This window comes from Gemmatimonadota bacterium, from assembly GCA_009838645.1.
In the GTDB taxonomy this organism is placed as follows: domain Bacteria; phylum JAAXHH01; class JAAXHH01; order JAAXHH01; family JAAXHH01; genus JAAXHH01.
In genome coordinates this window covers 1-24,277 of sequence record VXRC01000026.1, presented here as the reverse complement: position 1 = coordinate 24,277, position 24,277 = coordinate 1, and the positions used below count along the sequence as shown (strand labels likewise).

Annotated in this window: 20 protein-coding genes; 15 read left to right on the top strand and 5 right to left on the bottom strand. The window is 62.0% G+C overall.

Annotated elements, in window-relative coordinates; genetic code table 11:
• Window positions 1-16: 16 nt before the first annotated feature.
• Together F4Y38_07900 and F4Y38_07895 are read right to left on the bottom strand one after the other, a co-directional pair.
• Window positions 17-1,033: a hypothetical protein gene (locus F4Y38_07900; protein MXY49212.1), complete on the bottom strand. Its 1,017-nt coding sequence runs from the start codon at window positions 1,031-1,033 to the stop codon at window positions 17-19.
• Window positions 1,030-1,722, bottom strand: a complete 693-nt coding sequence (locus tag F4Y38_07895; GenBank protein MXY49211.1) for a metal-dependent transcriptional regulator — start codon at window positions 1,720-1,722, stop codon at window positions 1,030-1,032. Before F4Y38_07895 ends, F4Y38_07900 begins: the two co-directional genes overlap by 4 nt.
• Before the next feature lie 283 nt (window positions 1,723-2,005).
• Here F4Y38_07895 and F4Y38_07890 point away from each other — a divergent pair, with 283 nt between their 5' ends.
• The 7 genes from F4Y38_07890 to F4Y38_07860 all read left to right on the top strand — a co-directional run bounded on the left by F4Y38_07890 (window position 2,006) and on the right by F4Y38_07860 (window position 9,012).
• Entirely contained in the window at window positions 2,006-2,392 is a 387-nt protein-coding gene (locus F4Y38_07890; GenBank protein ID MXY49210.1) for a hypothetical protein, read from the top strand.
• A 52-nt stretch (window positions 2,393-2,444) separates the two neighbouring features.
• Complete coding sequence (gene polX / locus F4Y38_07885) at window positions 2,445-4,166, top strand: DNA polymerase/3'-5' exonuclease PolX (protein MXY49209.1); 1,722 nt, start codon at window positions 2,445-2,447, stop codon at window positions 4,164-4,166.
• A 224-nt stretch (window positions 4,167-4,390) separates the two neighbouring features.
• Entirely contained in the window at window positions 4,391-5,029 is a 639-nt protein-coding gene (nth, locus tag F4Y38_07880; protein MXY49208.1) for an endonuclease III, read from the top strand.
• Window positions 5,030-5,294: 265 nt separating this feature from the next.
• Window positions 5,295-5,972 carry a response regulator gene (locus F4Y38_07875; protein MXY49207.1) on the top strand — a complete coding sequence of 226 codons (678 nt, stop codon included), beginning with the start codon at window positions 5,295-5,297 and terminating at the stop codon, window positions 5,970-5,972.
• A gap of 8 nt (window positions 5,973-5,980) precedes the next feature.
• Complete coding sequence (locus tag F4Y38_07870; GenBank protein ID MXY49206.1) at window positions 5,981-7,843, top strand: HAMP domain-containing protein; 1,863 nt, start codon at window positions 5,981-5,983, stop codon at window positions 7,841-7,843.
• Window positions 7,844-8,262: 419 nt separating this feature from the next.
• Window positions 8,263-8,592, top strand: a complete 330-nt coding sequence (locus F4Y38_07865) for a hypothetical protein (protein ID MXY49205.1) — start codon at window positions 8,263-8,265, stop codon at window positions 8,590-8,592.
• A gap of 90 nt (window positions 8,593-8,682) precedes the next feature.
• The gene (locus tag F4Y38_07860; protein ID MXY49204.1) at window positions 8,683-9,012 is read left to right on the top strand and encodes a hypothetical protein; all 330 of its coding nucleotides are present in this window, start codon (window positions 8,683-8,685) and stop codon (window positions 9,010-9,012) included.
• Between the two features lie 134 nt (window positions 9,013-9,146).
• Here F4Y38_07860 and ppk1 read toward each other — a convergent pair whose 3' ends face one another.
• Window positions 9,147-11,390 carry a polyphosphate kinase 1 gene (ppk1, locus tag F4Y38_07855; GenBank protein ID MXY49203.1) on the bottom strand — a complete coding sequence of 748 codons (2,244 nt, stop codon included), beginning with the start codon at window positions 11,388-11,390 and terminating at the stop codon, window positions 9,147-9,149.
• A gap of 283 nt (window positions 11,391-11,673) precedes the next feature.
• Between ppk1 and F4Y38_07850 the strand changes: the two genes are divergently transcribed.
• The 6 genes from F4Y38_07850 (at window position 11,674) to phoU (ending at window position 20,822) form a co-directional block, all read left to right on the top strand.
• Window positions 11,674-14,622, top strand: a complete 2,949-nt coding sequence (locus F4Y38_07850) for an outer membrane beta-barrel protein (protein ID MXY49202.1) — start codon at window positions 11,674-11,676, stop codon at window positions 14,620-14,622.
• A 101-nt stretch (window positions 14,623-14,723) separates the two neighbouring features.
• Window positions 14,724-16,451 carry a T9SS type A sorting domain-containing protein gene (locus F4Y38_07845; GenBank protein ID MXY49201.1) on the top strand — a complete coding sequence of 576 codons (1,728 nt, stop codon included), beginning with the start codon at window positions 14,724-14,726 and terminating at the stop codon, window positions 16,449-16,451.
• 209 nt (window positions 16,452-16,660) lie between these two features.
• Window positions 16,661-17,791, top strand: a complete 1,131-nt coding sequence (locus F4Y38_07840) for an ABC transporter permease subunit (protein MXY49200.1) — start codon at window positions 16,661-16,663, stop codon at window positions 17,789-17,791.
• A gap of 35 nt (window positions 17,792-17,826) precedes the next feature.
• Complete coding sequence (gene pstA / locus F4Y38_07835; protein ID MXY49199.1) at window positions 17,827-19,254, top strand: phosphate ABC transporter permease PstA; 1,428 nt, start codon at window positions 17,827-17,829, stop codon at window positions 19,252-19,254.
• A gap of 60 nt (window positions 19,255-19,314) precedes the next feature.
• Window positions 19,315-20,112, top strand: a complete 798-nt coding sequence (pstB, locus tag F4Y38_07830; protein MXY49198.1) for a phosphate ABC transporter ATP-binding protein — start codon at window positions 19,315-19,317, stop codon at window positions 20,110-20,112.
• Window positions 20,113-20,117: 5 nt separating this feature from the next.
• Complete coding sequence (phoU, locus tag F4Y38_07825) at window positions 20,118-20,822, top strand: phosphate signaling complex protein PhoU (GenBank protein MXY49197.1); 705 nt, start codon at window positions 20,118-20,120, stop codon at window positions 20,820-20,822.
• Here phoU and F4Y38_07820 read toward each other — a convergent pair.
• The gene (locus F4Y38_07820) at window positions 20,755-21,849 is read right to left on the bottom strand and encodes a tRNA dihydrouridine synthase DusB (GenBank protein MXY49196.1); all 1,095 of its coding nucleotides are present in this window, start codon (window positions 21,847-21,849) and stop codon (window positions 20,755-20,757) included. The genes phoU and F4Y38_07820 overlap by 68 nt on opposite strands.
• A 99-nt stretch (window positions 21,850-21,948) precedes the next feature.
• Between F4Y38_07820 and F4Y38_07815 the strand changes: the two genes are divergently transcribed.
• Entirely contained in the window at window positions 21,949-22,266 is a 318-nt protein-coding gene (locus F4Y38_07815; GenBank protein ID MXY49195.1) for a cupin domain-containing protein, read from the top strand.
• Window positions 22,267-22,588: 322 nt separating this feature from the next.
• Entirely contained in the window at window positions 22,589-23,776 is a 1,188-nt protein-coding gene (locus tag F4Y38_07810) for an LbtU family siderophore porin (GenBank protein MXY49194.1), read from the top strand.
• Window positions 23,777-23,830: 54 nt separating this feature from the next.
• Here the strand turns inward: F4Y38_07810 and F4Y38_07805 are convergent, their stop codons facing one another.
• Window positions 23,831-24,085, bottom strand: coding sequence for a hypothetical protein (locus F4Y38_07805; GenBank protein MXY49193.1), 255 nt, complete (start codon window positions 24,083-24,085; stop codon window positions 23,831-23,833).
• Window positions 24,086-24,277 lie beyond the last annotated feature (192 nt).

Sequence of the window (24,277 nt, the reverse complement as noted above, 5' to 3'; positions counted from 1 at the left end):
GGTGCGGCGTCGGTACTCATGCGTCGATCTCCTGTTCCTTCCGCGGTGATCTTTCGATCCGGATCAGATCGGACTGTTCACGGCGCAGCGCGATCATCGTATTGCGAACCCGATAGGCCGTGGGATCGCTGAAGGCGCTCTGCATGACCCGCTCGACGCTTGCGCCGGGCGTTAGACCCAGGTCCTGGAACCGCCTTCGGGTCAACCCCTGGCAGGCCGGAGCCAGTCCGACGACCCGACCCGTCTCGCCGTGTTCCAGCGTGGTGAGCGGTACACCCGCCGGTTCGACGTCTTCGGCGGGCGCCTCCCGCACGGACACGTTCGCGGCCACGACCGGCGCCAGCACGTGTTCGGCGTCCGGCGTGCCGATGACCACCCGCACGGGCGACATGTCCATGATCGTGATGATCATCCCGGGATGGAGGTCCTCGGCGATGATCTGAGCGTACACTTCCGGCGGTTCGTCCTCGATATGCACGATCAGCGCCGGTACGCCCGCCGGCCAGTCGACGAGTTTCTGGCTCTCGATCTCCTTCATGTCGCCGGCGGCGTTCGGTATGGGATCTCCCTGGGGATCGAAGGCGGGATGGCCCATGTCGGCGTCCATCTTGTCGACCTGTGCCTCGGTCACCGTGTGCTCCAGCAGGTGGGCGCGGGCATGGATCTCTTCCCGGGGCACCGAAGTTTCGTCGGCGAGGTACCGCTCGAACAGCCGGTGGGCCCGGACGATCTGGAGCGCCCAACGGTGACCCGCCGCCGAGAGCCGCATGCCCAGGCCCGTCATGGCCACGAGGTCCAGTTGCGCCATGCGGTTGACCAGGACCAGCGTGTGTTTCGTCGACGTGCCGAGGGTATTGGTAAGGGTTTCCACGGACGCCGGGCGGCCGTCGTGCTGGAACTGGTGCAGATGGGCGAGGGCGTCCTCCACGGCCTGCCGGGAATGCAGCCAGCGCCGGCGCCGGATGCGCCAGAACAGGCCGTACTGCGGCACGAAAAGCGCGCCGGCAACGATGAGCACGATGATACCGGTCATGGGTCTGTCCGCCCCTTGTCGCTTCCTTCTCCGGCCGGCAGGCTTTCGACCAGGACGGAGTGGGCGACCTGGCGCCCGACGTGGTGTTCCTCCCCGCCAACGCGCAGGAGCATGGGGCCTTCGAAGGGTTCTTTGCTCAGCACCTCCACGGTGTTTTCCGGCCGCAGGCCGAGTTTCGCCAGGTAGCGGAGCAGGGCCGGATCCGTGTCGGTCACGCGGCGGACGACCACGGTACAGCCGGCTTCCATGTCGGCCAGCCGGTCGTGTTTCGTGGTGGCGATGGACCCGTCCTTCGACGGTATGGGCGAACCGTGGGGATCCGTCGTCGGGTATCCCAGCATGGCGTCGATCTTGTCCTCGAACTCTTCGGAGATCACGTGTTCGAGCCGTTCCGCCTCTGCGTCCACCTGGTCCCACGTAAACCCGAGCGCTTCCGCCATGTACACCTCCAGCAACCGGTGATGGCGGATGATTTCGAGGGCGATCTTCCTGCCCGCTTCGGTCAGCCTTATTGCCTGGTAGGGCCGGTGCTCGACCAGGCCCGTCTCCGACAGCCGTTTCATCATGTTGGTTACGGAGGCGGCCGATACGCCCATCCGGTCCGCGACGGCATTGGTCGACGCGGCTTCGGCGTTTTCCTGCAGCTTGTAGATGGTTTTAAGGTAGTCTTCGGTGGCAGGTGTGGGCATGGGAGCTACCGGAATCCGACTGTGGTGTAGTCTGGATCGAAACGGCGACATTTTTAGACTAGGATAAATATATAGTTTGATAATGTATGTGTCAACAATTAGATCGGAAAAAGTCAAGGTTCGTCCGGATGGGCGTCGCCAGACTCGTCCGAACAGGCGTCGGCCAATCCGCAGAGGACCACGCGCCGGAACGAAACAATCCCCTTGTTTGCGGTAGAGTCCCGACCTTATATTCGAACTGCCGAAACGCCGTCAGCAAGCGTGATGCGAGCCTGGAGCCGGAATGACCGACCATACCGTTCTCGTCGTGGTGGACGACCTGTTCTTCTCCGCCAAAATCGGAGAGACCATCCGTCAACTGGGCGGCGTGCCCCGCTTCGCGGCGGAAGCGAGCGAATTCCCGGGTGAATCCGAGGACGGTCCACCTGCAGCGATTATCGTGGATCTCGATCTTTCGCGTACCGACGCCGTGGGTCTGATCTCCCACTTGAAGGCCGATGAAGCAACCAGGGACGTACCCATGATGGCCTATGGCCGGCACACGCGGCCAGAAGCCTTCGTGCGCGCCCGGGAGGCGGGTTGCGAACAGGCCGTGCCCAGGTCGGAGTTCGTGAAAAGGCTGCCGGAATTCATCGAAGCCTGCCGACAGCATGCCCGCACTGTGCGTTGAAAACGTTGAAAGCGCGCCGGGACGTTAGGACGCGCCAGGACGGAATCCAGCCATGACCAACAAACAGATTGGCAAGGTGCTCAGCCAGATCGGATCGCTCCTGATCCTGCAGGGCGAGAACACCTTCAAGACCCGCGCCTACGCGAATGCCGCGCGCCGCGTGGAGACGCTCTCCGAACCGGTAGCGGATATGGTGAACGAAGACCGGCTGGGCAAGGTCCCCGGCCTGGGCGCTTCCATGGTGCGCCACATCACCGAACTCGTCCGGGACGGGCAGTCGAGCTATCATCAGACCCTCATTCAGGAGGTGCCGGCCGGACTCCAGGAAATGCTCACCATTTCGGGCCTCGGCGCGCGGAAGATCCGGACGATTTACGACCATCTCGACATCGATACCGTGGGGGAACTGGAATACGCCTGCCGGGAGAACCGGCTCGTCAAGCTGGACGGGTTCGGCGCCAAGACCCAGGAACGCGTGCTCAAGGGGATCGACCTGATCAAGCGGTCCCGCGGGTTCCATCTCCTCGACCGGGCGCTGAAGGAGACGAAATCCCTGGCGGACGACCTGCTCCGCCACCCCGATGTCTGGCGCGCCGAGGTCGCCGGAGACGTAAGGCGCGGGATGGAAGTCATCCACGAGGCAGACCTCGTCGTCGGCCATCCCGACACGGAAGGGATCAAGGCCATCCTGCATCGTTTCGGCGAGGTGCAGGAGCGGGACGGCGGGGACGTGACCGTCATCGGGCCATCCGGTCTGCCCATGCGGGTCCACTGCGTGGCGGACGAAACCTTCGCCGTCACGCTGTATCACTGTACGGGCAGCGAAGGCCACCGAACGAAGATCGCCCGGCACGCCGACGACCGGGGGATCACCATTACCGACCGGCACGTCATTCACGACCGCGCCGTGATTCCCTGTCCCGACGAATCCGTGATCTATGACCTGCTCGGCCTTCAATTCGTACCCCCGGAACTGCGGGAAGGAGGGGAAGAGGTGGCCATGGCCGCGAAAAACCGGCTGCCCGAACTGCCGTCGAAGGCGGATATCCTCGGCGTGATCCACAACCATACTTCCTACAGCGACGGGATGCACAGTCTCCGGGAAATGGCCGAGGGCGCCCGTGCGCGGGGGTACGGCTACATCGCGGTCTGCGACCACAGCCGAACCGCGGCCTATGCCCAGGGACTGAGCATCGAACGGGTCATGGAGCAGCAGGAGGAAATCGACAAACTGAACGCCGGTTACGACGACTTCCGCATCCTCAAGGGCATCGAGTCCGACATCCTCCCCGACGGAAGCCTGGACTACCCGGACGAGGTCCTGGCCTCCTTCGACCTGGTCGTGGCTTCCGTGCACTCCATGTTCAACATGTCCGAAGCGGATATGACCGAACGCATGGTCAAGGCAATCCGGAATCCGCACACGACCATCCTGGGACACCCCACGGGACGGCTGCTGCTGGCCCGGGACGGCTATCCCGTGGACGTAGCCCGCCTCATCGACGAAGCGGTAGCCCACGACGTCGCCGTAGAGGTCAATGCGAATCCCCACCGTCTCGACCTGGACTGGCGCCATCTCGATTACGGCATGACCCGGGGCGCCCGGTTCAGCATCGGACCCGACGCCCATCACGTGGACGAACTGGACTACGTGGAATATGGCCTCTCCATGGTCCGCAAGGGCGGCGTAACGCCCGATCGACTCCTGAACAGCCTGACGGCGGAAGAACTGATCCGGCTGAAGACCGGGAGTCTCAGCACGGCGGCGAGTTGAGCGGTCCGTCTGGACACCCTGGTCCGCCTGGCCGGTCTGTCTCCTTCTGGTCCGCCTGGCCGGTCTGTCTCCTTCTGGCCGGTCTGTCTCCGCCTGTCCCTGCGTCTCCCCGTCCGGCCCACCTGTACCGGTGCGGTCCCGCCTGGACCTGCCCGGACCCGCCATCCGCCCAACCGGTCCGGACCCGCGCGATTCCGACCGGTCCCCATAGGAGATACTGAATCATGCCGACCGTGAAAGCACAGCGTGAACGAATGGCGGAGGTGCTGGACCGGCTGAAGAAGACCTACCCCGACGTGGGACCGGCATTGAAATTCACCACGCCCTTTGAGCTGCTTGTCGCGACCATACTCTCGGCGCAGTGCACGGACAAGCAGGTAAACGTAGTCACGGAATCCCTCTTCAAGAAGTATCCGTCCCCCGGGCACTACCTGGACGCCGCGCCCGAAGCATTGGAAGCGGATATTTTCACCACGGGCTTCTACCGCAACAAGGCGGCCAATATCCGGAAATGCTGCCGGACTTTGATCGATCTCCACGACGGCGAAGTACCCTCGGCCATGGAGGACCTGACGAATCTGGCCGGCGTGGGGCGGAAGACCGCCAACGTCGTGCGCGGCAACGCCTTCGGGATTCCGGGGATCGCCGTGGACACCCACGTGAAACGGTTGACCGGGCTCCTCGGGTTCACGAAGCATGCCGACCCAGACCGGATCGAGCGCGACCTGATGAAGGTCGTGCCAGAATCGGACTGGACCGGTCTGGGTCACCTCCTGGCGGTCCACGGCAGGAAGACCTGCGTCGCCCGGCGTCCGAAATGCGACGAATGCGTCCTGAGCGACCTGTGCCCATCGTCAAAGTAGGCGTCATTGCCGGCCCGGCCGCCGGCCCGTACACAGGCCCGGCCGCCGGCCCGGCCGTCGTTTTGTGTTTTCAACGGGTCCCGCGCCGGGTATATTTCGGCTACATCAGGATACCTCAGTTGAGCCGCCTGCATGTGGGCGGCTCGCGCACCGTCCGAGAGATGGGTGGCCCGCGCGCGAAGCGAGCCGTGCGACGCGAGGAATGAGATGGTCCACCCGTGCGCGCCGTGCGCGAGATGGTCCCAAAAACCAGACGGGATGGGAAATGCGCCAAACGATATTGGTCGTAGACGACGAACCCGATATCGTGGAAATCATCCAGTACAACCTGGAGAAGTCCGGATTCGACGTCATCGTGGCGGCGGACGGCCCGGTTGCGCTTGAAAAGGCCCGCGACGAGACCCCCGATCTCATCGTGCTCGACCTCATGCTGCCCGGACTCGAAGGCACCGATATATGCCGCATTCTGAAACAGGACGAACGCACGAGGTCCATACCCATCCTTATGCTGACCGCGAAGAGCGAGGAAATCGACCGGATCATCGGCCTTGAACTGGGGGCCGACGACTATGTGGTCAAGCCCTTCAGTCCCCGGGAGATCGCCCTGCGCATCCGGAACATCCTGCGCCGTCGGTCCGTGCCGGAGACCCCGGGTCCCGTCCGGGCGGGACCGCTGGTCATCGACGTGGAAGGCCACCACGTGTCCGTATCGGGCAGCGCGGTGTCCCTGACGGCCACCGAGTTCAAGCTCCTGGCCGTTCTCTTTCAGCGGCGCGGCAGAGTACAGACCCGGGAAGAGTTGCTCGACGTGGTCTGGGGATATGACTACATGGGGTACGGACGTACCGTGGACGCCCACATCAAGCGACTGCGGGAGAAACTCGGCGAGGCCGCCGGCATGGTGGAAACGGTGCGGGGGGTCGGATACCGCTTCGCCAGGTAGGCCCGGTCATGCGATTTTCGCTGCAGACAAAGATCCTCGTCGGCTACGTCGCCTTTACCCTGGTGGTGGCGGGGGCCGTGTACATCTATCTGAATACGTCCCTCCGAGAGGACGTCAGCAGCCATACCCGCGAGCAGTTGCTCAATGACGCCCGCCTGATCCAGTCCTACCTGGAAAACGCCCCCCTACCTTCTCTGTCACCAGAGACCATCGATCCGATCACGGACCGCCTTGGCGAGCAGTGCGGCGCCCGGGTGACCGTGGTGAGGGACGACGGCGTCGTGGCCGGTGATTCGTCCATCCCCCTTTCGTCCGTCCCCCTCATGGAGAACCACGGCGACCGGCCGGAGATCCTCGAAGCCATCGCGTCGGGAATCGGAAACAGCATCCGCTACAGCAACACCCTCGAGACCGACATGGCCTATGTGGCGGTGCCCTTCCGCACCGAACAGGCAAGGGGCGTCGTGCGGGTCGCACTGCCGCTGCAGCAGTTCCGGTGGATCGAATCCCATATCTGGAAGATCGTGCTTGCGGCCCTCGGCATCGGCCTGCTGTTGAGCGTCGTGCTGAGCTGGGGCACGGAGAGACTGGTCTCCCGCCCGATCGAACGCATGACGGAAGTCGCCCGTCGCCAGGCCGCCGGCGACCTCGAGGTCACCGCTTCCGCGCCGGCGCACGTCGAACTTTCCTCCCTGGCGGCAGCCCTGAACGAGATGGCCGCGCAGTCCAGGGAGAGGCTTTCGCAGATCCGGGAAGAGAACGCCCAGCTCGAAGCGGTGCTGTCCGGTATGGCGGAAGGCGTGCTGGTGACCTCCGCGGAAGGGCGGATCCTGTTGGTGAATCCGGCTTTCAAGCGCATGATGGACGTGGACGCGTGGTGCCTGAACAAGCGACCTATCGAGGTCGTGCGCAACCACGACCTGCAGAGCGTGGTGGACGCCGCGATCGATTCGGCGCCGTCCCTGCACGAGGATACCGTGTTCGACCTGACCCTGGAATGGAACCAGCGCATCTTCCAGGTGCACCTGACCCCCGTACGCATCGGTGAGCAGCTGCACGGGGTGGTCGCCGTGTTCCACGACATGACCGAACTGCGCCGCCTGGAACAGGTCCGTAAAGACTTCGTGGCCAACGTATCTCACGAACTTCGGACGCCGCTGACCTCCATCAAGGGCTATGTGGAGACGCTGCTGGACGGCGCCATGGAGGATACCGCCGCGCTGCACCGTTTCATGTCGTCCATCCAGTACCATGCCGACCGGCTACAGGCATTGGTCGAAGACCTGCTGCAGCTGTCCAGCATAGAATCGGGCCGGTACGAGGTCGAATTCACGTCCTGCCGCCTGGACCGGGTTTCGGAACGGGTCGCCGAGATCTTCGCGAAACAGATCGACCACAAGCAGCTGGCACTGTCCCTGCGGTTCGAAACGGACAAGCCGGCGTGCGGAGACCCCGAACTCATGGAACGGGCACTGTCCAACCTGGTGGACAACGCCGTGAAATACACGGAGAAGGGCGGATCGATCACCATCGGCACCGAGGAGCGGGGCGACGAGGTCGTCCTGTCGGTCGCCGACACCGGACCGGGCATTCCGTCCGAGGCGCTACCCCGGATCTTCGAACGTTTTTTCAGGGTCGACCGGGCGCGGTCCAGGGCACTTGGCGGAACCGGCCTGGGCCTGGCGATCGTCCGGCACACCATGGAACTGCTCCAAGGCCGGGCGTGGGTCGAGAGCAGGCTCGGCGAAGGCGCGACCTTCTACCTCTCCCTGCCCGTATGGATCGAAGACGAGCCGTCCGAAACGGCCGGACGCCCCGCGCGGGATTCGGGAGAATCCTTCAGCGAAACTACAACGGGCGGAACCACTTAGACCGCGCCATTCCTCACTCCCCGTACCCAGATGCAGGTTCCTTCCGGGACCGTTCGTTCCATGGTCTGCTCGATCAAAGGACCGTCGGAATCACCCGCTGAATTTCTGGTGTTTTTTTAAATCAAAATACACATTTACCCTTGACAGTGCTTCCCTTCCGATGTTAATTGGGTACATAACCCCAAAAACCTAATAATCCATCGGGAACACGACCCCGATACGCAGGACTCCGGCCAGGCTTCTGAAGGCAGTCGCACGATGCGCGGACGCGCGCGTCCGACTGAACCGTTTCGAAGGAAGTTAGTAACAGGTGCGGCTTACTGTGCGTACGCGACGCAAGTTCGTCTCGCCGTAGTTCCCGCCACGGCTACGCGCTGGCGCGGGCCGGTGGCAAAACCATTCTCCTCCAGGAGGTAGATATGGCAACCAGAGTAATTGTGGGATTGATCGCCCTTCTGGCGATCGTCCAGGGGTTAGCAGGTGGCATGATGAATGATGGCGGGATCATGATGATCCTGATTGTGCTCCTGGGTATCGCCTACGGTTTCGTGGGGGTCGACGCCGAGGACGCGACGGACTACCTGGTCGTGACTATTGCAGTAGGCGCAGCGGCAGGCGCAGACGTGTTGAGTGGCATACCGGCCGTCGGAGCGTCCCTGGACGCCATTCTCGATCCGGCCAGCTCCGCGCTGTACGCCAGCGTGTTTTCCATCCTGCTCATGCGTACGATAAATCGGCTCAAGGGATAGCCGGCCGGAACCCGCGGCCTTCCGTGCCGCGGCGGTTCACCCGGCCTTCCCTGAACTGAGTCGTTTTCAAGTGCTTAGGAGGTAAGATATATGGCATCCCGGATTGTCGTTGCACTCGCGGTGCTGCTGGCGTTGCACGAGGGACTGATAGCCGGCATGGTGCTTGACGGTATGGTCGTCGGGCTGTTGCTGGTTATCCTCGGCCTGTTGCACGCGCACCTGTCGGTCGACGCGGAGGACGCCACGGGCTACCTGGCGGTTACCATTGCCGTCGGTGCGGCGGCGGGCATGGACGTGCTAAGCAACATACCGGCGATCGGCGCGACCCTTGACGCGATCATCGATCCGGTCAGCACGGTCCTGTACGCCGGCGTCGTTACCGTACTCCTGAAAAGGACCAAGGCTCGTATAGGGTGGTAACAAGGAGGTAGTCGGCGTTAAAAAGCTACAGGCGGAACGGGGAAGTCACGACCTCCCTGGTCCGCCTGTTTTTTTGTGTACGGGTTGTCCTCCGGTACGGGTTGTCCCTGGTACCGGTTTTCTCCCGAATCTTCTCAGTTCCGGGCCGTCAGCGCAGTCCGGGAAGCCGCGGAGCGCTTCATCTTCAGGTCCGCGTTTATCCTCACGGTCTCGCAGGCCAGTTCGTACAGTTCCCGCTGAGACTGGAAGCGCCTTCCCGCTTTCTTCAAGTACCTGTACGTCCCGTCCGACTGCAATTCGCGCGCCTTCACGTTGTCCTTCAACTGGATCTTCAAATAAGCCCACAGCTCCGCCTGGAGCGCCCGGTCGATGACCGGGAACGATATCTCGACCCGCCGGTTGAGGTTCCGGTCCATCCAGTCCGCGCTGGAAAACAGGTATTCCGGGTCCCCGTCGTTGTAGAAATAGAACAGCCGGACGTGTTCGAGAAACCGGTCGACGATGCTGATGACGCTGATGTTCTCGCTCAGTCCCGGGACGCCCGGTCTCAGGCAGCATATGCCGCGGATGATCAACTGAATCCGCACGCCGGCCTGGGAGGCCTGGTACAGGGCCACGATCATGTCCGGGTCGACGAGGGAATTGATCTTCGCGATCACCAGGGCCGGATGCCCGGCGCGGGCCCGGTCGCTCTCCCGCCGAAGCCGCTTTACCATGTCCTCCCGCATCGACGTGGGCGAAAGGATGAGATGGTGAAAGCTCGAGGGCAGCGCGTAGCCAGTCAGCAGGTTGAACAGTTGCGTTACGTCCTCGCCGAATTCCTCCTTGTCGGTGAACAGGCCGAAATCGGCGTAGATACGCGCCGTCTTGTCGTTGTAATTCCCCGTACCCAGGTGACAGTACCGGTGTATCCCCTCGCCCTCCCGGCGCACGACCAGGCAGGCCTTGCAGTGGACCTTGATGCCCGGTATGCCGTAGATGACATGGGCCCCCGCCTCCTCCAGCTGCCTGGCCCACTGGATATTCGCGGCCTCGTCGAACCGGGCCTTCAACTCCAGCAACACCGAGACTTCCTTGCCGTTCTGCGCCGCCCGCGTTAACGCCCGGGTGATGGGCGAATTGGCGCTGACCCGGTACAGCGTCATCTTGATGGCGAGTACCTGGGGATCCTCCGCCGCTTCCGAAACGAACCGGACCACCGCGTTGAACTGATGAAAGGGGTGGTGCAGCAGGATGTCATCCTTCCTGATGGCCTCCCAGATGGAAGGCGCGCCTTCGAAGGACGTCGCCGGCTGGGGCGGGAAGGGTTCGTCCATGAGATCGGGCCGGTCGACGGCGTCGTACAGTTCGATGAGATCGGAAAAAGCGGTGAAGCCTTCCGTGGGGTAGAGATCCTCCCGCTCCAGTTCCAGCTCCTCCACCAGGACGTCCAGGATGCGCGAAGACAGCTCGGGGTCGTACTGCAACCGTACCGCGGCCCCGTTGCGCCGGTTGCGTATACCCTCCTCGATGACCTTGAGCAAGTCCTCCGCGCCTTCCTCCTCGTAATCCACGTCGGCGTCCCGCGTCACGCGGATCGACGCGCAGTTCAGCACCTCGTAACCGTTGTAGAACAGGTCGAGGTTCATCTGGATGACGTCCTCCAGCATGAAGAACGCCTGCCGGCCGTTTTCGGACGGGAGTTCGAGGAACCGCGGCATGACCGAGGTGGGCAGGTGGATGACCGAGAGGTTCGTGTGGGGGAAAACGGACTTCTGGATCTTGCGGATCTCAGCCACGAGACAGAGCGTGCCGTTGGCCAGGTAGGGAAATGGATGGCCGGGGTCCACCGCCAGCGGGGTCACCACCGGCAGGATGGTCTTCCGGAAGTACTCGTCCAGATAGGCCTTCTGCGAAGGGCTGAGTTGCTCGGGCTCAAGGATGTCGATGCCCTGCTCGGTGAGTTGCGGGAAGATCTCGTTGATGAACAGGCCGTGCTGCTTGTTGACCAGTTCGTGCATCCTGGCCGAAAGCGCGGTCATCACCTCCCGGGGACTCAGGCCGTCGGCGGTCCGCGTGGACTGGACCTGCGCGTCGATCTGTCTCTTGACGCCGGCGACGCGGATCATGAAGAACTCGTCCAGGTTGGTGCTGAATATGGCCAGGAACTTCACCCGTTCCAGCAGGGGAACCGTCGGGTCGAGCGCTTCCTCCAGCACCCGCGCGTTGAATTCCATCCAGCTCAGTTCCCGATTGAAGAAGTGTTCCGGGCGCCAGTAGTCCGTCACCAGCGGCGCGACGGGAGGCCGGGGCTTGTGGGTGAACCGGCGCCCCGCTCTCTTCGAAGCGATGGTTCGGACCGTGGCGGTCCTGGTGTTGTTCCCATTCGGTGAAGACATGACTAAAGCCACCTGGAGAATATGCGGTCTCGTGCCTGGATTCTCGTGCCTGGATCAAGTATCCATTAAGCAAGACGGGCGGCGGTTTTGTCAAGCCGTCTTTGACCCGCCGGTCGCATCCTGCGGGGAAAAGGAACTTTAATCATATTCGTCATGGCCTTGTATGCTGTTCGTAACAGAATCGTCAAATAAACAGTTTATAATGGTGCCGTGTTCGATTCAAGCTTGCATTCCACGCACCTTCAGACGGACTGATTCGACGTAAACAGGGGAGAGGGCTCACATGACGAAGACGTACCGGTTCCGGAACAGCCTTAACGCGAAGTGCGACAGAAGCCGGCCGGCGGCATTTATGCTGGCGGCGGTATTGGCGGCCGCACTCGCGCTCGTTGCGGGCACGGCGATGGAGGTCCGTGGACAGGCGTCCACGGGCCGCATATCGGGTACGGTCGTAGACGCGGAGACGGGCGATCCGCTCATCGGCGCAACGGTGGTAGTGGTGGGACTGGAGCTTGGCGCGATGGCCGACCTCGAAGGCTTCTACCTGATCCGGAACGTCCCGGCGGGACGGCACGCCGTCCAGGTATCCATGATCGGGTACGCGGAGAAGCGGGTCACCGAGATCCAGGTCGAACCGGGCCAGGTGAGCAGAATAGACATAGGCGTCGAACAGGAACTCATCGTGGCGGACGTGGTGGAGGTGACGGCCCGGTCCCTGGAAAACACGGAAGCGGCGCTGCTCAAGCAACGGCAGAACGCCCTTTCCATCAGCGACGCCATCAGCGCCGAGGATATCTCCCGGGGCGCCCAGGGCGACGTGGCGGCGGCCATGACCCGCGTCACCGGCGCATCGGTGGTGGACGGCAAGTACGTCTACATTCGCGGACTGGGCGAACGGTACAGTACCGCTCAGCTGAACGGCACCTCCCTGCCGAACGCCGATCCCAACAGCAAGTCGGTCCAGATGGATATCTTCGCCGCGAACCTGCTGGACAACATCACCACGGAAAAGACCTTCACACCGGACAAGCCGGGCAACTTCACCGGCGGCAGCGTCAACGTGAAGACCAAGTCCCTGCCCGAGTCTTTCACCATGTCCTTCTCCACGTCCACGAAGTACAACACCCAGTCTACCTTCAAGGACATGCTGAGCTACGACGGCGGTGAATACGATTTCCTGGGCTTCGACGACGGCACCCGGGACATTCCCCTGCCCCTGCGGAATCCCGACGTGGAGATTCCGAGCATCACCAGCGCACTCCGGGACCCGGAGGCCGCGCAACTTCTGGATCTGTATTCCAGGTCGTTTACCGACATGTCGATGACGCCGACCACCATAGAGGGCGGGCTCGGCCAGAGTTACTCGTTTTCAATAGGCAACCAGACCGAGATCGCGGACCGTCCGTTCGGGATGCTGGGCAGCGTGAGCTACAGCCGGAACATCTCGGCGTACGACAATGGCGCGTCCGGGATCTGGAAGCGCGTGTCCCGGGAGTCCGAAGGGTTGAACAGGGAGCGGTTCGCGACGGACATGAGCGGGTCCGAAGAAGTGCTCTGGGGCGGTCTCGTAAACGCGACCTACCAACCGGGCATCACCCACGAGGTCGGCGTCAACGTGCTTTACAACCGCAGCGGCGAAAAACTGTCAAGATTCCAGACCGGCGCCTGGCCTTCCTCCCTGCCCGGCGAAAACGTGCGGTACGAAACCCGCGTGCTGTCCTTCATCGAGCGTGAGATGCGGTCTTTGCAGTTCCGCGGCAAGCACGTAATGCCGTCCGTATCCAACATGGAAATCGAGTGGACCGGCGCTTTCATCAGGTCGAACCAGGACGAGCCCGACCTTCGTTACTTCACCAACGAATTCCAGACGGTCGACGCGGCCGGCGAAGGCGCGCCGGATATCGACAGCTACACGATCGCCCTGTCCAATTACGCGGCGCCGACCCGTTACTTTCGCAACCTGGAAGAATCCAACCGGGACTTCAAGCTGGACGTAACGCTGCCCTTTACGCCATGGTCCGGGCTCTCTGCCCGCCTGAAATTCGGCGGAGCCTACCTGGACAAGGACCACACCTTCAGGGAGCGGCGATTTTCCTTCAGGCAGGACGCCCTGCAGTACCGGAATGATCCTGTCGGCTTCTTCTCCACGGCGCGCACCGGGATCCTGCCCGATGAATTCCAGGATACGCCCGGGTTTACCCGGTTCGGGAATTATGTATCCGAGGACTCGGACCTGAGGAACAATTACGACGGCGACCAGGAAATCCGGGCCGGATACCTGATGCTGGACCTGCCGCTCACCAGGCGGTTCAAGGTCACGGGCGGCGCCCGGTACGAGTCCACCCTGCTGGACGTAACCAGCCATGAAGCCTCGCTTACGCCTGGCAAACTGGACGAGAAGGACTGGCTGCCCTCGATCAACACCGTGTATCAGGTCGTGGACAACATGAATGTCCGGGGCGCTTACAGCCGGACCCTGGCGCGGCCCTCCTTTCGCGAACTGGCCCCATTCGCCTCTTTCCTCTTCGTCGGAGACTACATTTTCGTCGGAAACAGCGAACTGAAACGGACGCTGATCGACAATTACGATTTCCGCTGGGAATGGTTCAATCGTCCCGGCGAGATCTATGCCCTCAGCTATTTCTACAAGAAGTTCGAGAACCCGATCGAGCGCGTAATCGTGACGACGAACGGGGAAATCCAGTTTCAGAATGTCGACAGGGCGCTCGTCTCTGGTTTGGAACTGGAATTCCGGAAGCAGCTCGACCAGCTTCATCCGGCCCTGGGCAACTTCCAGATCGGCGGCAACCTGTCCCTGATCAGGTCCCAGGTGGATATCGCGCCGTCGGAACTCGCCATCATCCGGGCGCTCGATCCCGGTGCGGCGGAGACCCGCAAGCTGCAGGGCCAGTCTCCCTACGTGGTCAACATCGACGCCATGTACGACAACGCGGACACCGGTACCCTGGTGAGCTTCCACTACAACGTCTTCGGCGAAAGGCTTTCCGAAGTGAGTACGGGCGGGACGCCCAACGCCTTCGAGCAGCCCGCCGGCATGCTGGACATCACGGGGTCGCAACGGCTGTGGGACCGCGTTACCCTGAAGTTTTCCGCCAAGAACCTGCTGGATCCGGACATCAAGAAAGTGCATCCGTTCAACAACGAGGAGTTCATCCGCAGCCTGTACAAGCGGGGGCGAACGTTCTCCCTGGGTTTCTCGTACGGGATATGACCGTAGCCGACCGGCCGGTCCGCGAGGACGATCATGTTTTCCGCGAGGACGATCATGATTTTGGCATCACTAATCATCCGCAAGCCCTTCAAGGAGAAGGTATGTTTCGGTGGATTCCCATCGCCTTGGTTTCCGCATCGTTGGTATTTCCTGTCCTCGCAGAAGCACAGTCAACCTCCAATTCCGTAGTTACCATCACCGACGCTGATATCGTCGGCAACACATCCTTCACCTCAGACAACACCTACCTGCTGTCCGGCCTGGTCTTCGTCGAAGACGGCGAGACGCTGACGATCGAGGCCGGTACGGTCATCAAGGGCAGGGCGTCGGGGACATCGGGAGACGTTGCGGCCCTGATCGTGGCGCGAGGCGGCAGGATCTTTGCAGACGGTACCGCCCGGAATCCCATCATCTTCACGGCCGAAGCCGACGACGTGAACGATCCGAACGACATTCTTCTCACCTCGCCGACCGCCTCCCGAGGCCTGTGGGGCGGCGTCATCATCCTGGGCCGGGCGTCCATCAACACGGCCACGGGCGAAGGCAACATAGAAGGTATCGACGCCAGCACCGAACCGCGGGGTATCTACGGCGGCGGCAGGAACCCGAACGATGATGACGACTCGGGCGTATTCCGGTACGTGTCGATCCGGCACGGCGGTACGGACATCGGGGCCAACAACGAGATCAACGGGCTGACTATGGGCGGCGTGGGCCGCGGCACGACCATCGAGCACGTGGAGGTGTTCTACAACCAGGACGACGGCTTCGAGTGGTTCGGCGGCACGGTGAACACGCGCTACCTGATCTCCGCGTTCGCGGGCGATGACGCCTTCGACTACGACGAGGGCTTCCGGGGCGAGCACCAGTTCTGGTTCTCGATCCAGGACCCGTTCCTGGGCGACCACGCCGGCGAGCACGACGGCGGCACGGACCCCGAGGACGGCAGGCCGTACGCCAGCCCCACGATCATGAACGCCACCTACATCGGTCGGGGCGCGTCCTCGACGGGCGACAAGGCCAACAACGCCCTCATCTTCCGGGACAACGCGGGCGGGATGTATTTCAACAGCGTCTTCACCGAGTTCCAGGGACACGTGCTTTCGATCGAGGACCTGGATCCGACACGCGGAGCGCAGGACAGCAAGGCGCGTCTTGAAGCCGGCGACCTGGCTTTCCGGTACAACATCCTGGGCAGGTTCGGCGCAGGGAGTTCACCGTCGGACCTGGGAGGCGACGCTCACACTGCGGCGTTGCTTGCCGATGCGTCGAACATGAACCGGATCGCGGACCCGATGCTACAGGGCATCAGTTGGAACCGGAACCGGGGTCTCGATCCACGGCCAGGCAACAACAGTCCCGCCTGGGACGCGAGCAAGCTCATGGAAGAGCCCCGGGGCAGCCGCTTCTTTGCGGACGTCGATTACGCCGGCGCTTTCGGAACGGAAAACTGGGCGGCGAATTGGTCGGCTCTTGCGAATCTGGGTTATTTCAGTACCGCGCCGGCACCCATACCGCCGGAACTGGTTGAACCCGGTGTAGATGCACCCGACGGCTTCAGCCTGGCGCAGAACAGTCCGAATCCCTTCGGCATGACCACAAACATCAAGTACGCGGTATCGTCTACGAGCCACGTACTAATCGAGGTGTACAACCTCCTCGGACAGCGGGTGGCGACAGTGGTGAACGATATCAGGCTTCCGGGGAATTACGCGGAGAACTGGGATGCGCAACACCTTTCAAGCGGCGTGTACTTCTACCGCTTCGAGGCTACGGCGGATGGACGGACCGCCTACGTTTACAACAGGAAGATGACGCTTCTGAAGTGATCCGAAAGCTCGCGTAGCGAACCGCGGTTGGCATGCCTCGCCAACGCGGACCGTTCGACAGATGAGAACGGCCCCGCAGATGCGTTTATGCGAGACTCATTGTTGTATGAGGCCTTCCGCCGGGGTTGACGCGGTACGGGCCCACCGCTAGTTTCTCACACGTTGCCCACGTCGAAAAACCCGATTGAAACCCTATCCAGGACGCCCGGATGACCGATCGCGCCCGAGGACGCCGGATGGACCGGCGCCGTCTGCTGGACCTGCTGGTTGGCCGACTCGCCGCCCTGGGCGGCATGGTACTGATCTTGACCATCCTGTCGGTCTTTGCCGTGATACTTTGGGTGATTTACCCCTTGTTCACGTCACCCGCGGAATACCGCTGGGGAGTGTCCGGCTCCGACGGAGCCGAACCTGGGTTCCGCATCCTGCCGCTGATCTTCGGGACCTTGAAAGGCGCGGTGTACACGCTGCTCTTCGCGGTGCCCCTTTCGGTGCTCGCCGCGCTCTACGCGTCGCAGTTCCTGCCGCGGGCGCTGAAGGAAAGACTGAAACCGCTGGTGGAAATCATGGCCGCGGTGCCGAGTGTCGTGCTCGGTTTCATCGGAGGCGTCTGGCTCGCACCGTTCCTGGCGTCCCACATCTTCGCCCTCTTCCTTGCGCCGGTATTCATTCCAGGCGCCGTGGTGGCCGCTTTTCTGTTCAGGTACCATGCGCCGGTCCCGTTCCGGGCCTTCAATCCTCCGGGCCGGGAAATCTGGCTGCTTCTGGTCGCCGTACTGGCCGGGGGATGGCTGGCCCTGGAATGCGGGACGTTGCTCGAGGCCGCCTTTCTGCGGGCCGGCTACGAAACCTGGTTCGAGGAATCGCTGGGGCTGGCCTACGCACAGCGGAATGCGATCGTCGTGGGCATGGTCATGGGCCTGGCCGTGACCCCGATCATATTCACCATTTCAGAAGAAGCGCTTTCCGCCGTGCCCCGCACATACCTGGAAGGATCCATGTCACTGGGGGCCACGCGCTGGCAGACCGCCGTGCGCATCGTCCTCCCCGCCGCGGGAGCCGGCATACTGGCCGCCGTCCTGCTGGGATTCAGCCGGGCGATCGGGGAGACCATGATCGTGCTGTTCGTCTCGGGCAATGTCCCGGTGATGGACTGGTCCGCCTTCTCCGGGTTCAGGGCCCTGTCCGCCGGTGTGGCACTCGATCTGCCGAACGCCGCGCGGGACGGCAGTCTCTACCGGGTCCTTTTCTTTTCCGCCTTTCTCCTGCTCGTTTCGACTTTTGCGATTAACACCGTGGCCGAATTGATTCGACGGCGGCTGAGACGGGGGCATGCCTAAGCACCGGATGTTCTGTCCGCGCGCAAGGAGACGCGATGGGTTCGAAGTGGTCAAAGGATGACGCCCTGATCTGGCTGTCCGGGGGAGCCCTGGTCGTCGGCTTCCTCATGGCGGCGGGACTGATCCTGGTGATCGTCGTGCATGGACTGGGCGGGTTCTGGCCCCAGGAATTGACCCGGTACGTTATGCGCGACGGCAGGGTTATCCTGGGCCACGAGACGTCCCGCGTGGGCGTCGGCACCACCGACTCCGCGGGCAAGCGATCCATGGCCTATCGATTGAGGGTGCGGACCGGGGACCTAACGTTGTATCCGGATGAACACATCTGGCTGGAGGAAGGTGGGGTCGCGGGACGGGACGCGCCCCGCGAGGCCGTGGTCGTGGAACAGGTTCGGGGCGGGGACGCCTTCGGCTTCCTGGATTCGTTTGTTGATGACGGAATAGTCGTCGCCCGGGGTTATGATGCCGTTCGGGCCCATTACCGGGAACAGTCCTCGGAACTGGAACGCCTGCGGCGGCGGCAAGCGCTGTCCATCGTCCTGTCTTCGGTGGATGGCCGGCAGCACACCATTTCCCTGGCGAACGTCCAGCGAATCTACGCACCCAATGCGATGACCACGTGGACAAGGGTCCGACACTACACGGGAAGCGCCTGGTCCTACCTGTGGGCGCCCCCGAGAGATGAAAACCGGCTTGGTGGAGTCTACCCGGCGATTTTCGGCACGGCGGCTATGGTCATCCTCATGTCGATCGTCGTCATGCCCTTCGGCGTGCTGGCGGCCTTTTATCTGAGAGAATACGGAAGGCCGGGTCCGTTCCTGAACGCGGTGCGTATCGCCGTGAACAGCCTGGCCGGGGTACCCTCCATCGTATTCGGGGTTTTCGGACTCGGATTCTTCGTTTATTTTCTGGGAGGGACCCTGGATCGTTGGTTCTTCGCGGCGGATCTTCCAGAACCGACTTTAGGCCGCGGCGGCATCCTGTGGTGCTCGCTGACCCTGGCCCTGCTCACCCTGCCCGTGGTGATCGTGGCCGTGGAGGAAGGGCTGGCCGGCGTGCCCCCGGGAATCCGCGAAGCGTCTCACGCCCTGGGTGCGACGCGGTTCGAGACGCTCTGGCGCGTCGTCGTGCCCGTGGTGCTGCCTTCCATGCTCACGGGCTTGATCCTGTCCATGGCACGGGCGGCCGGTACCGTGGCGCCGTTGATGATCACGGGGGCCGTCGCCTTTTCCGCCGAGTTGCCCGTGGACGGCGCATGGCCTTTCGTGCACCTGGAACGCGAGTTCATGCACCTTGGGTTTCATATCTTCGACACGGGTTTCAGGCCGGATGGAGGAGAGGCGTCTCTACCCATGGCGTATACGTCCACCCTGTTGCTGCTGGCCATCGTGGTCGCGCTGAACGCGGCGGCGATCGGGCTCAGAAGCAGGCTGAGGAGACGCTATTCGCTGGCCGCGGCGTAGATATTACCGGTAAGCGCATAAGCGGCGGGCGCAAGCAGCGGGCAAAAGAGGTTCTAACGAATGACGACTGAAAACGCGCCGGTCACGCCGAAGATCCTGCGTGAGGAGACGATCATCGATGTGGACCACGTGTCCTTCTGGTACGGGGACCGGCCCGCGCTGAACGACGTGACCATGGCGATCGACCGCCAGGTCATCACGGCCTTTATCGGACCTTCAGGCTGCGGAAAGACGACACTGCTCAGGCTGGTCAACCGCATGAGCGACCTCGTTCCCCAGGCCCGCATGACGGGTACGATACGGATGAACGGGGTGGACATCTACGGACCGGACACCGACGTTACGCGGCTGCGCCGGCGCGTGGGCATGGTCTTCCAGCAACCGAATCCCTTCCCCAAGTCGATCTACGAGAACGTGGCCTACGGCCCCCGGATCCATGGCGTGAAGTCCGGCGATTTTCTCGACGAGATCGTGGAACGGTGCCTGCGCCGGGCCTTTCTGTGGGAGGAGGTCGAGGAACAACTCGAGGAGAGCGCCCTTGGACTTTCCCTCGGACAGCAGCAACGGCTCTGTATCGCGCGGGCGATCGCGGTCGAACCGGAGGTCCTGCTCATGGACGAGCCGTGCTCGTCGCTGGACCCCGTCGCCACGTCCAGGATCGAGGAATTAATGCTTGATCTGAAGGACGACTACACCATTGTTATCGTGACGCACAATATGCAGCAGGCAGCGCGTGTGTCGGAGTACACCGGGTTCATGCTCAAAGGCGAGTTGGTGGAAATGGGCGTGACCGACGCGATGTTCACCACGCCCCGGGACCGGCGCACGGAGGACTATATCACGGGCCGGGCCGGATAGCGACCATGGAAACACAACTTCAACAACAACTGGAAGACCTGAAGTCCGCCCTGCTGAGCATGGCCGCGCTCGTGGAGGAACAGATCGCCCGGGCGATCACGGCGCACGTGGAGCGCGACGTCGAATTGTGCGATCAGGTCATCGCCGGCGATCAATCCATCGACGCCATGGAACTGGAGATCGACGAGCAGTGCATCCGGCTGTTGGCGCTTCAGCACCCCATCGCGCGGGACCTGCGCTTTGTCGCGGCCAGCATGAAGATCACGATCGACCTGGAACGGCTGGGCGACATCGCCGTCAACATCGCCAAGAAAACGAAACAGCTCGCCGGGTTGCCCCTCCTGAAACCGCTCGTCGACCTGCCGCGCATGGCGGACCTTTCCCAGTCCATGGTCAAGGACAGCCTCAACGCCTTCGTGCGCGGAGACGAGCAGCTGGCCATGGACGTCTGCGACAGGGACGAGGAGGTCAATCAGCTGCAGGACCAGATCTTCGAGGAACTGCTGGCCTGCATGAAGGAAGATTCAGGGTCGGTGCCCCAGGCGATGCAATTGATCTTTATTTCCCGCCACATCGAACGCCTGGCCGATCACGCCACGAACATCGCCGAAGGCGTGGTTTATTTTTCGGAAGGCCGCGTGATCAAGCATCATGCGAGTGACGATCCGAATCAGTCACCCACTCGTCCAGAATCCGATGGGCCTGCGTGACCGTATCCACCTGGACGAGATCGGTTCTCAGGTGCGACGCGTTGGGAAAGCCCTTGAAGTATGAAGCGAAGAACTTGCGCATTTCCATCACGCCGACCTTCTCCCCCTTGTACTCCACCATCATGCCCAGGTGGTCCCGGGCGAGCCGGACGCGCTCGGTAAACGTCGGAATCCGCGCGCCGGAGAAGATGTAGGGATTGTCCCTCGCGGCCCGTGCGATCATCACGCCGGCGCACCCGGTCTCTTCCACCATGCGCACCGCGTCCTCGTAGGTGAACACGTCGCCGTTTCCGAAGATCGGCACTGGGGAGACTTCCACGGCCCGGGCGATCCATGACCAGTCCGCGGTCCCGTTGAACTTCTGCGCCACGGTTCGGGCGTGCACCGCCACGGCGTGGGCGCCGGAGTCCGCGGCGCGTTTCACCACTTCCAGGATGCTGATGTTGTCGTGGTCCCAGCCCAGCCGCGTCTTGATGATGACCGGAATCGAGACGGCCTCGGCCACGCTGCGCACCGCGTTCATCATCCGGTCGATGTCCTTGAGAAAAGCGGCGCCGGAATCGGACCGCAGGATCTTGGGCACGGAGCACCCGAAGTTGATGTCCATGATCTGTGCACCCTTTTCCTCCAGCACCAGCGCGCCTTCCACCATGCGGCCGATGTCGTTCCCGTAGATCTGCGCCGCGAGCAGCGACATGCCGGTATCGCGGTAGATGTCGGCGTCGCAGAAGTTCATCATCTGAAGCGTCTTCGGGTTCTTGTGGAGAATGGCGTTGCAGTTGATGAACTCCACGCCGACCATCTGGGCGCCCATCTTCGCGCAGATCAACCGGAAAGGCCAGTTGCTGATGCCTGCCATGGGCGCCAGCGTGAGGATGGGCATGCCGGGTTTAAGCGATGTAATGCGGTGCGGGCCTATGGCGATTTCGTGGGTCATGCTTGCTGGACGATTCCTCGTTTTACTCCTTGCACGAACTCGAGGTCCGCACGTGACGCCGGTTGACATCAAGGCGTTGCGCGGGTACATTCAATCGCGTTCAAAGTAAGCCGGGGCACCGATTTATCGCAAGGTCTTTGTCTGCCCGGCGACCTGTCCCTCAACCTGTCATCACAGGAGCCATCCATCATGCCGGTGGCATACGTACCGGATCAGAAACGCTTCTCGGACGACAAGTTCCAGAAGGTCAATCTCTTCGATACGGATCGCATGTTCTGCGATATCTACTGTTTCGAACCCGGCCAGGAACAGAAGGCCCACAGCCACGCCGAAAACGACAAGATCTACTACGTGCTGGAAGGGAAGGGCGATTTCACTGTCGGCGAAGAAACCGTAAAGGGCGTTCCCGGTACGGCGGTGCTGTGTCCGCCCGGCGTGGACCACGGCGTACTCAACTCGAGCGAGGGCCGGCTGGTGGTCCTGGTTTTCATGGCGCCCCATCCCTGAACCGGATCGATCCGCCGGTACCGAAGATCCGCCGGTACCGGGCATATCCGGCGTCCGCTCGCCTGCATATCCGCCGCCCACTCGTCGTAGCAGCCGATCATCGGTGTATCCCAAGTCGATCTGCTGTCCTTCAGGTGTGAAATCGACCTCAATCGCCCTCCGTACGCGTAAGGTCGGATTTACTGTGATCTCGGCCGGCGAACCGTCTTGGGGATTTTCTGAAACTAATTATTGACACATATCTAATATAATTATTTATTTAGTGCAGACTAAAAACACGCATTGGTTTTCTGATTATAACGAGACAGCGTAAGTACAAACCATGGAGACTAGCCCGTTGAAAGGTACAGCAAAGATCCTGGTTGCCTTTGCCATGATGTTACCGGCCGTGTTGTGCATTGGCTTCGCCTCCGCGCAGGAAACCGACGAGAAGCCCGGCGAGGAGTCATTTCTCAGGTTTATTGAAATCGGGGGCGTGGCGGAGTTTACCGTTTCGCGCAAACAATCGTCCGAGGGGGAAACTTCCACGTCTACGGCGGCCGAACAGTTGGAAATGGGCGTTGGCATCGAGCCCCACCCATGGATCGGTTCGGAGTTCGGATGGATCCACGAGCACGAAGAAGATCACGGTGAAGAGGAAGAGGGGCACGAACTGGGAATCTTCACGGGTACGATCATCGTCGGACCGCCGGACGGCAGCTGGTGGCTCAAGGGCGGGGTGCAATTCCTTCCTTTCACCATGTTCGAACTGGCCGAAGTCCATGCGGCGCACGATGCCAGTATCGGTCCCTTCGAGACCGGTGCGATTATCGATCCGCTGTCGTTCGAGTTCGGATCCAAAAGGGAGAAGTCCCTGTTGCTGGGCGTTTCCCTTGGCGAGTTTCTGGGCAGCGTCTACGGGTACTATGGAGACGATGCACGCTCGGATGAACCCCGGTCCGGTTTCGGCGCCGCGGTGGGATACAAAAAGCACGTGGACGAAGAAGACGAAATCGCCTTCAACCTTTCGTACATCGATGACCTGGGCACGCTGGCGGGATTTCAGGAAGAATTGTTCGGACATGAAAGCGACGACCATGGCTCCGACCACGTCGGCCTACCCACCGGCAGCGATGAACGGGTGCCCGGATGGTCGGTGGCTGCAGCCATTCACTACAGCGGCGTTGCATTCTCCGCCGAGTACATGATCTCCCAGGATCGATACGCACCCGGTGTGCTGGCGTTCGATGGCCGGGGTGCCCGTCCGGCGGCCTGGTCCCTTGAGGCCGGTTATGGATTCGAACTGGTGGGAAGGGGAGGAGAACTCACGCTGGGGTACCAGGGCACCTCAGAGGCGGCGGGACTCGGCATACCGTCGATTCGCTACCTGTCCGTAGTCACCGTCGACTTGTGGAAGGACACGCTCTTCAGCACGTTTGAATGGATCCACGACAGGGAATACGGAACAGCCAGGGGCGGCAGCGGCGAGAACACGAACAAATACACCCTGCAGCTGGGCCTGGAATTTTGACCAGCAGGCAAAGTGCCGTTTCGAATTCCGACAGTCGTTTTCGGCCAGGCGCGATCAGTGCATGGTGATTCCGTCACCGAAGGGCGTGGTCGGAATGTGCCGCTCGTTGAGGGCCATTCCCAGGCGGGACAGGCCTTCGGGATCTCCCCAGGCCAGGACGGATTTTCCGGCGCGCGTTTCGTCCAGCACCCGGCTGATGCACCGGTTGTAGAAGGGCTTCGCCGGAAACATCACGCTGACCCGGTCCGAGTTTCCCCGGCACCACTTGAACACCCTGTTGCCTTCGAATCCGCGGTAAATCAGGACCATATTCTACCCCCTTTCCGAAAGCATCCCCGGACTACTAAACAAAAGATAAGCACAAATCGGCAAATTGTCAACTTTTTGTCGATTTTTTGCTTCTAAATCCAGACTAAGAACGCGTTTTTTCACAAGAATCCGAAATCCGTGCCGAAATCCGTGTCGAATTCCTTGCGATCGGACGTTGAATCCCTGTAAACG

Bases quoted from the DNA above. Each gene is read 5' to 3' on its own strand.
- F4Y38_07865 (MXY49205.1), top strand. From the start codon at position 8,263: ATGGCAACCAGAGTAATTGTGGGATTGATCGCCCTTCTGGCGATCGTC.
- nth (MXY49208.1), top strand. From the start codon at position 4,391: ATGCCGACCGTGAAAGCACAGCGTGAACGAATGGCGGAGGTGCTGGAC.
- pstA (MXY49199.1), top strand. From the start codon at position 17,827: ATGGGTTCGAAGTGGTCAAAGGATGACGCCCTGATCTGGCTGTCCGGG.
- F4Y38_07840 (MXY49200.1), top strand. From the start codon at position 16,661: ATGACCGATCGCGCCCGAGGACGCCGGATGGACCGGCGCCGTCTGCTG.
- F4Y38_07810 (MXY49194.1), top strand. From the start codon at position 22,589: ATGGAGACTAGCCCGTTGAAAGGTACAGCAAAGATCCTGGTTGCCTTT.
- F4Y38_07860 (MXY49204.1), top strand. From the start codon at position 8,683: ATGGCATCCCGGATTGTCGTTGCACTCGCGGTGCTGCTGGCGTTGCAC.
- F4Y38_07890 (MXY49210.1), top strand. From the start codon at position 2,006: ATGACCGACCATACCGTTCTCGTCGTGGTGGACGACCTGTTCTTCTCC.
- F4Y38_07900 (MXY49212.1), bottom strand. From the start codon at position 1,033: ATGACCGGTATCATCGTGCTCATCGTTGCCGGCGCGCTTTTCGTGCCG.
- phoU (MXY49197.1), top strand. From the start codon at position 20,118: ATGGAAACACAACTTCAACAACAACTGGAAGACCTGAAGTCCGCCCTG.
- F4Y38_07845 (MXY49201.1), top strand. From the start codon at position 14,724: ATGTTTCGGTGGATTCCCATCGCCTTGGTTTCCGCATCGTTGGTATTT.
- pstB (MXY49198.1), top strand. From the start codon at position 19,315: ATGACGACTGAAAACGCGCCGGTCACGCCGAAGATCCTGCGTGAGGAG.
- F4Y38_07815 (MXY49195.1), top strand. From the start codon at position 21,949: ATGCCGGTGGCATACGTACCGGATCAGAAACGCTTCTCGGACGACAAG.
- polX (MXY49209.1), top strand. From the start codon at position 2,445: ATGACCAACAAACAGATTGGCAAGGTGCTCAGCCAGATCGGATCGCTC.
- ppk1 (MXY49203.1), bottom strand. From the start codon at position 11,390: ATGTCTTCACCGAATGGGAACAACACCAGGACCGCCACGGTCCGAACC.
- F4Y38_07805 (MXY49193.1), bottom strand. From the start codon at position 24,085: ATGGTCCTGATTTACCGCGGATTCGAAGGCAACAGGGTGTTCAAGTGG.
- F4Y38_07850 (MXY49202.1), top strand. From the start codon at position 11,674: ATGACGAAGACGTACCGGTTCCGGAACAGCCTTAACGCGAAGTGCGAC.
- F4Y38_07870 (MXY49206.1), top strand. From the start codon at position 5,981: ATGCGATTTTCGCTGCAGACAAAGATCCTCGTCGGCTACGTCGCCTTT.
- F4Y38_07895 (MXY49211.1), bottom strand. From the start codon at position 1,722: ATGCCCACACCTGCCACCGAAGACTACCTTAAAACCATCTACAAGCTG.
- F4Y38_07820 (MXY49196.1), bottom strand. From the start codon at position 21,849: ATGTACCCGCGCAACGCCTTGATGTCAACCGGCGTCACGTGCGGACCT.
- F4Y38_07875 (MXY49207.1), top strand. From the start codon at position 5,295: ATGCGCCAAACGATATTGGTCGTAGACGACGAACCCGATATCGTGGAA.